This window comes from Streptomyces sp. NRRL F-2664 (assembly GCF_000719345.1).
In the GTDB taxonomy this organism is placed as follows: Bacteria; Actinomycetota; Actinomycetes; order Streptomycetales; family Streptomycetaceae; genus Streptomyces.
In genome coordinates, this window is the sequence record NZ_JOFX01000091.1 from 1 (window position 1) to 7,464 (window position 7,464).

Genomic DNA, 7,464 nt, shown 5'->3' on the forward strand with positions numbered 1-7,464 from the left:
ACCGGCCACGACCGCTACAGCCAACCCGTCGTCCCGCAGAAACACTGCAGGTCATCGTGGCCGTCACACCTCCACCAGACCCCTAAATCAACGGCATTGTAAATAAAGAACAAGCTTAGAGTTGTTGTATGACCCGTCCTGGTCTGATGCTTGCGCCGCTGAACCTTGGCTGATGCGGAACGCGGTGTGTTGGAGTGGTGGGTGCGGCGGTGGAAGGGCGCCCAGGACATGGCCTTTCGGGGCCGTCTGGTCCTGGCGTGTGAAGCGGTGGGTGAGGACGGTTTTCCCGTTTCGGCCGCTGCGGCCGCAGACGGGGTCGGGATGACGCGGGAGGCGGTGGGCAAATGGCGCCGACGCTTTCTGAAGGACCGGTTGGCTGGCCTGGAGGACGAACCGCAGCCTGGCCGGCCTCGTACCGTTTCCGACGAGCAGGTCGCGCATCTGATCGCGCGACACTGGGAGCCACGCCGGCAGACGCGGCGCATTGGTCGACGCGGTCGATGGCGGAAAGACGGGGCTTTCCCAGTCGGCGGTGTCACGTGTGTGGCGTGCTTTCGGATTCCAGCCATACCGCTCGGAGGCATTCAGACTGTCGACGGATCCGTTCTTCGTCGACAAGGTCCACGACGTCGTCCGCCTCTGCCTCGACCCGCCTGAGCGTGCTCTGGTGCTGTGTGTGGATGAGAAGTCGCAGATCCAGGCCCTGGACCGGTCCCAGCCGGTCCTGCCAATGGTGCCCGGGGTGCCGGAGCGGGCCACCCGCGGCTACGTCCGGGTCGGCACCACCACCCTGTTTGCCGCGTTCGACGCCACCTCCGGCCAGGTCATCGGATCCCGCCACCGCCGCCACCGCGCGGCGGGGTTCAAGAAGTTCCTCACGAAGCTCGACAAAGAGAGCCCCGCCGGACTTGACGTCCATCTCATCTGCGGCAACTACGCGACCCACAAGACCGCAGACATCAAGAAACGGCTCCTGGCCCGCCCTCGGCTCCACATGCACTTCACACCCGCAGGATCCTCCTGGCTGAACCTCGTTGAGCGATGGTTCGCGGAGCTGGCGAACAAACAGATACGCGCGGAGTCCACAAATCAGTGCCAGCACCCGAGGGAGACATCCGCACCTGGATCGCCACCCGGAACCAGGACCCCAAGCCATTCGTATGGACGAAGACAGCCGACCAGATCCTCGAATCCCCGCCTCATACTGCCGACGAATTACTGACTCAGGACACTAGTCTCCAGGTGCCCAAGAGCGAGGGGAAGCCGCACCTCCCGGAACCAAGACCCGCGGTCCTGCACCCGCTACGACGTGTGCAGGACACGGCAGATCTTGGTAGATAAACATGCAGAGACAAACGAGGCCGCGGCGGCGATTGAGACGTCAGAAATATTAAACCACCGCCTAAGGCCCCGTCTGCTCAAGATATCAGTGCGAATACGCTGTAAACCTTCGGCATCAAGTCCTCTTCGGCATCGCATCAACTACGACATGTTCGCCACTGTTGTGATCAATGACGCCGGACGTCCTGGACGAGAGTTCAAAGACCGGATGGACCGCTACAGCGTCACGCTCGAACGGAGCCCCGGGCGGCCGAATGCCGTACCAAGATCGCGACAGCTCCAACTCCGAACCCGGTTCGACACTTCGCACACATTGAATGCAATATAATTAGGTGATCGTCGAGTCGGCAGCATAGACGGCGCCAACGACGCGCGCCGCCTCAGGGTTAGCGATATCACCATACCGGACCTCTACCCCGACTATGTTAGGCCGCAGTTTGACCATCCACCAGTCGGTCACGGTCTGCCGCATAATATCCCCGTTGATAAATCCGCCTGTGACTGACTGCTCGGCAAGATCCCAAAGGAAAAATTCACCACTGCCGTCGACCTGTGGGTCAGCGGCGAGAACAAGACGCTCTCGCCAGGGGGCTCCCGGCGGGGCACCGAGGCCGGGTCCTTCACATATCCTTTTTAGGTTGACCAGAGTAGCGTCGGAGTGTGCCGCCGCTTGGGGCAGGTCAAGCCTTGATTCGCTGACAGCGCCGGTCTGTGCTGATGCGGATGATGTACCCGCTGCAGCGATAGCAAGCGTTGCCAGCATTACCGATCCAAGTGAGCGAACATGCGCATGCATCAAAGTCTCCTAAACTGCAAAGCCGATCGAATTTTCCGAGCGCTGGCCGCGTTTCCCAAGGCCCTACAGACTCGGCCCCCTAGATTCGCATTCTGCCCTCAAGATCTATCAATCATTCCACGCCCTTCCCCGTTGCAGCAGCTCTTACAGCGAGATTCAGCCATGCGGGAGAACGATGCGCAGGGCTTGCGCAGAGCAGGTACCCCTCACTCAGTAAACCTTTTTCATCCTGGCTCTGCGGGAGTGAATGTGCTGGTCCGAGCGGTGTGTGGGCGCTGGGCAGGGGCCCTGGTGGTTGGGTATTCTCCATGCTCGATGTGTCGTACGAGCTCGTCGAGCATGTGTCCTGGTTGCTCCACGCATGCCGCCGGGAGCTGGACTCGCCATGGCGCCCGATTTGCTTCAAGCAGGCCCTCACGGTGCTGGCGCGCCTGAGGAAGAACGAGATGGCCCCGCAGCTCGCAGAAGGTATCGGTGCCTCGGCCGCAACTGCTCGGCGGTAACGTCGACGAGGCGCTCAGCGTTCTCGAGGCGTGGGCGCAGAGTCCCGACGAAGCTCTCGTTGGCCCGGGTGAGGCCACTCCGTCACCATTGACGGCATCGTCATCCCCCCGGCCGGACCAAGGCGGACGAGCCGCACATGCAGCACCGCAGGTACGGCATTGACATGTAGGTCACCGCCCGCCCAGACGGCACACCGCTGTACTCCAGGCGCTGTCGGCACGGACCCATGGCAGGACAGCGCACGAGAGCATGGCACCGTCCAAGCTTGCCTCACCCGGCACATCCTCATCCCGGCCGACCGGCCCTACAGGGCGCCGACGCCACGGTCCGCACCCTGCTCCCCCAAAGATCTAGCCGACCCACTACCAGCATTCCAACTGCGCCCACGCTGCCCGCGCACCCGGCGAACGCGACTTCGCCCAACTGGACCCCTGCTGATAGATCCTCAGTGGGCACTATGCCGACCAACCGGATCAGCCGGATCATCCACACCACTCCTGACCTGCGGACACCAAGGATGGAAGGGTCTCCGAAACTCTTTTCATCCTGCATCCGGAGGTGGTTAGGTTGGTAGTGACGAGACAGAGCACCGGTCGTTGGCGGAAACTCGACACTGCCGACGGCCCGTGAGTGAGGCTTACCCGTGGAGTAGACACCCTGACGATAGAGCTTGATGGTCCGGAGAGGGGTGTCCAGGGTGGGACGCCTTTTCCGGAGGAGTTTAGGTAGGAAGGTTGCAGTCGCGCTCTGGAGGTCGGGGCCGGGAAACGGACGTATGCAGCGGTGGCCGCGAAACTCGGGATAACCGCGGAGTCACTGCTGACATGGGTCCGCGAGGATGAGGCGCCCACCGCGTCCGACGACTGTGGCGCCAGCGTCAGCGTGGTCGAGGAAATGGCCCGGCTGCGAGCTGAGGACGCCAAGCTACTCAGGGCCGGCTCCAACAACGTGTCGGTCATCGAGACCACGACCAACACCGTCACGGGCAGCCCCGTCACCGTCGGCACCACCCCAGTCGTGGCAGCAGTGACTGCGGTGCCGAAGCGTGTTTCGTCGACGACGGTGGTCTCTGCCCCGAACCCGCCCGCTGTCGGGCAGCTGGTGACGTTCACGGCGTCGGTGTCGGGGGACAGCGGTACCCCGACCGGGACGGTGATGTTCAAGGAGGGTGCCACGGTCCTGGGCAGCGACACGCTGGATGGTTCCGGGCAGGCCACGTTCACCACCAGCGCCCTGGCTGCGGGCAGCCACACCATCACCGCCGAGTACAAGCGGCGACACCGTCTACAACCTCTCCAGCGGCACCGTGGACCAGACGGTTGCCGAGGTGACGTGTGCCGCCAGCCAGACCGCGCTGGGACAGCTGGCTACAACGTCATCAACGGCAACGCGGGAAGCTACGCGATCCTGGGGACTGCGGGTGCTGGTGCGGTCTTCGCCGGGGCGGGCAACGACGCCGTCAACGGCGCGGGAGGCAACGACCTGATCTGCGGCGGCACCAGCAACGACACCCTGGCCGGCGCCGCAGGCGCTGACCGCATCGAGGGCGGTACCGGCAACGACGTCCTCAGCGGCGGCGACGGCAACGACACCCTCTCCGGCGGCGGCAACGACACTCTCAACGGCAATGCCGGCACCAACACCAACAACGGTGGCACCGGGTTCAACGCCTGCACCAGCCCCGGCCAGGCACGCGCCACCAACTGCCAAGCCTGACAACGCCACCCACCCCTGTGACCGGAACACAACCCACCCCGGCGAAAACGCCATCGCCGCGGCACGCGGCCTCACCCTCGTCACGTGGCGCCGCCGCGAAAGCGCAGACTTCCGCGCCCGCCTCCCGTCGTAAATCCCGGCGAACGACTGCGCCTGTACGACGCCGCCCAGGCCGAAGCATTGATCGAGGACCGCCCCATCCCCGCCACGCCGACCACCGCCGAACCCACCCCGACGCACCTCCTCACCGACCGCGAAACCGCCGACCTCATCGGCGTCAGCCCCGCACCGTCAGGTTCTACGCCGCCAAGGGCTACATGTACCCCGGAGTCGAGTTGCACGGGCGCCGCTGGTGGCCCCGCCACGCAGCCGAGGAACGCCGCGACGCCGAACGCCAGCAAGGCGCCGGCGGAGGATGGAAGCCCGGCGACCCCCGCAACACTGGCCGCCCGGCACGCCCCGACCCCCGCGTCGCGACATCGCCAACGAAGTCAGCCAGGCCGCAGCCGGCGCTCGCCCACCCCTCACCTCCAACGAGCTGGCCGCCCGCTATGACGTCAGCACCCGCACCGCAGAGCGACTCCTCGACGCAGTCCGCCAGCGCACCAAGAAAGACTGACACAGCAGCCCAGTACCAAGACCGAGCGGCTCAACAACCTGCCCAGCTCATAGCCCCAACCCTCGCCCAACAGGCCACACCTCGAACCCGACGCCCCGCCGCGAGCTCCACTGCTCGACCATTCGCATCACCCCCTCGCCGAGGCCGCCTCACCCCCCATCGGGCCAGCTCAGACGCACGATGGAAAGGCGTCACTGACGACACCACGGCTGAGAAGCTCAGCGGTAGTCCTAAACCAATCGACGAGGTGGCATCGGGCAACTTGGGAGTACAAGGAGGTGGACCTGAAGCCATTTCGGCCTATGACATCGCCTAAGAAGCACACCAAGACTGGCTTAGCAGTATTGTGCTCCCTCATGACCAATTCGATTCCCTCGCCTTTAAAGCTGTCTGCCGACCCGGAATTTCCGGGACGCCGCACAGTCGTCCTGACCGCGGCCGCCGTCGCGCTTGCTCCAGTGGGCGCTGCTCTTAGTGCAGCACCGGCAGCCGCACGGGTCTCCGCCAACGTTCCAACGTTCCGCCACGGAGTCGCCTCCGGCGACCCGCTGCCTGAGGGAATCCTGCTTTGGACCCGGGTCACTCCTTCCCCGGAGGCCTCGCCGGGTTCCGGACTGGGCCCCTCTGTTGAGGTGGAATGGGAAGTGGCAGACGACGATGCATTTTCCCACGTCATCGCTCGCGGAACAGTGCTCACAAGCGCAGCAACCGATCACACGGTCAAGGTAGACGTCCGCGGACTTCAACCATATACGCGCTACTGGTATCGCTTCAAAGCTGGCACCACGGTCTCGCCGGTAGGCCGGACTTTGACCGCCCCTGCTGCAGCGACCAGCGCCGAGGGAGTCCGGTTTGGGGTGGTCTCTTGCGCTAACTGGGAGTCAGGCTATTTTTCTGCGTATCGCCACCTCGCTGTTCGCAAGGATTTGAACGCGATCCTGCACCTTGGCGACTACATCTATGAGTATGCGACGGGCGTCTACCCCGACAGTAGGCATGTTGTCCGGCAACATGAGCCCAAAAATGAGACCGTATCTCTGGCTGACTACCGGGCCAGGCATGGGAATTACAAGACGGATAAGGACCTGCAAGCTCTGCACCACGCCCACCCGATCGTTGCCATTTGGGACGATCATGAATTCGCCGATGACGCATGGGCGGGAGGCGCTGGAAATCACGATCCAGGCGTCGAGGGGGAATGGGGGGTACGGGCGGCTGCCGCCAAGCAGGCGTATTTTGAGTGGATGCCGGTGCGTGCCTCCATCGCCGGAACCGTGTACCGAAGGCTCCGCTTTGGCAGTCTGGTCGACCTGTACCTGCTGGATCTACGTTCCTTCCGATCCGAGCAGTCCAGGGCGGGCAGCGGCTCGGTGGACAGCCCGATGCGCACCATCACGGGGCGCGCTCAGCTGGAATGGCTTAAGGCAGGTTTGGCGGACTCAGACGCGTCCTGGAAACTGGTAGGCACATCGGTGCTAATTTCACCGGTAGCGTTTGCCTCACTGCCCGCCTACTTGCTACAGCCGATTGCAAAGCTGCTTGGGCTGGCTGAAGGCGGGCTAGCCGTGAATGTAGACCAGTGGGATGGGTACACGCACGACCGTAAGGACTTGCTGGGCCACCTGGTGGAACGGAATATCAAGAATACAGTATTTCTTACTGGCGACATCCACATGGCTTGGGCCAATGAGGTTCCGGTCAACATGGCCACATATCCGGCATCGGGTTCAGCGGCGACTGAGTTCGTAGTTACCTCCGTAACTTCCGACAACTTCGACGACGCGCTAAATGTACCGGCCGACACCGCCTCGCTCGTTGCAGAGGCAGCTATCAAGTCCGCTAACTGGCATGTGAAGTGGCTGGACATGGACGCACATGGGTACGGCGTCCTCGACGTAACTCCACAGCGGGCGCAAATGGATTACTACGTCGTGTCAGACAAACGACTTGCCGAGGCCAGTGTTGCGTGGTCACGTTCGTTCCGAACGCTGAGTGGCACTCAGAAATTGGAACAGGCTCCGGGGCCCGTAGCATAAGGCGGCGACCTGCTTAGAGTTTCGGCACTTTATAGGGGCCGGTATAGGAGCGGAGACTAAGCTCGGCTTGCAGGATGGGAGGTAATGGGCGAAGCCGGTTCCTGCGAGGAAGCCGTCGAGTTATGCGGGGGCGGCACTGGAGCCCCACGAAGCGCTTGCGTACAGCGGCTTCGAGTCGGCCGAGAGCGACACTCGCAAGATCGGCCAGGTGGGTTCAACGTGGGCTCACAGGAACTCGGAGCGCCCAACTCGGGCGTGTCCCTGTCAGGGAGGGATCAAGACCCGCCCTCAGGACCGCCGTTAGGGGCTGTCCCGTAAATGATCTCCGAGTCGTCTCAGGCATGGTCGGCTGCGTGCGGCCCGCTGGTCTATCCGGCGAGAGCGAGGTTGTACATCCGGGCGATACCGGGCATGGCGTGGTGGACGCCATCGCCTCTGAGGCGGCAGTCGCG

Annotated in this window: 3 protein-coding genes and 2 pseudogenes; 3 read left to right on the forward strand and 2 right to left on the reverse strand. The window is 63.5% G+C overall.

Translation table 11 applies throughout. The annotated features are described in order from the left end of the window. The first annotated feature begins 165 nt into the window (after window positions 1-165). Window positions 166-1,235 (forward strand): annotated as a pseudogene (locus IF89_RS38845) (IS630 family transposase). 434 nt (window positions 1,236-1,669) lie between these two features. On the opposite strand, the gene IF89_RS46435 reads toward IF89_RS38845, so the two are convergent. Further along, window positions 1,670-2,137 (reverse strand): hypothetical protein, encoded by a 468-nt coding sequence (locus IF89_RS46435; RefSeq protein ID WP_158718040.1) that lies wholly within the window; start codon window positions 2,135-2,137, stop codon window positions 1,670-1,672. A 1,287-nt stretch (window positions 2,138-3,424) separates the two neighbouring features. On the opposite strand from IF89_RS46435, the gene IF89_RS49190 reads away from it, so the two are divergent. Both IF89_RS49190 and IF89_RS43195 read left to right on the forward strand, forming a co-directional pair. Further along, window positions 3,425-4,357 (forward strand): Ig-like domain repeat protein, encoded by a 933-nt coding sequence (locus tag IF89_RS49190; protein ID WP_030776268.1) that lies wholly within the window; start codon window positions 3,425-3,427, stop codon window positions 4,355-4,357. Window positions 4,358-5,332: 975 nt separating this feature from the next. Further along, window positions 5,333-7,012, forward strand: a complete 1,680-nt coding sequence (locus IF89_RS43195) for an alkaline phosphatase D family protein (RefSeq protein ID WP_078628705.1) — start codon at window positions 5,333-5,335, stop codon at window positions 7,010-7,012. A 368-nt stretch (window positions 7,013-7,380) separates the two neighbouring features. On the opposite strand, the pseudogene IF89_RS45170 reads toward IF89_RS43195, so the two are convergent. Beyond that, window positions 7,381-7,464, reverse strand: a pseudogene (locus tag IF89_RS45170) (IS5/IS1182 family transposase); the annotation flags it as partial.

What these genes read in the sequence shown, in the direction of transcription:
- IF89_RS43195 (WP_078628705.1), top strand. Translation starts at nt 5,333, where the DNA reads ATGACCAATTCGATTCCCTCGCCTTTAAAGCTGTCTGCCGACCCGGAA.
- IF89_RS46435 (WP_158718040.1), bottom strand. Translation starts at nt 2,137, where the DNA reads ATGCATGCGCATGTTCGCTCACTTGGATCGGTAATGCTGGCAACGCTT.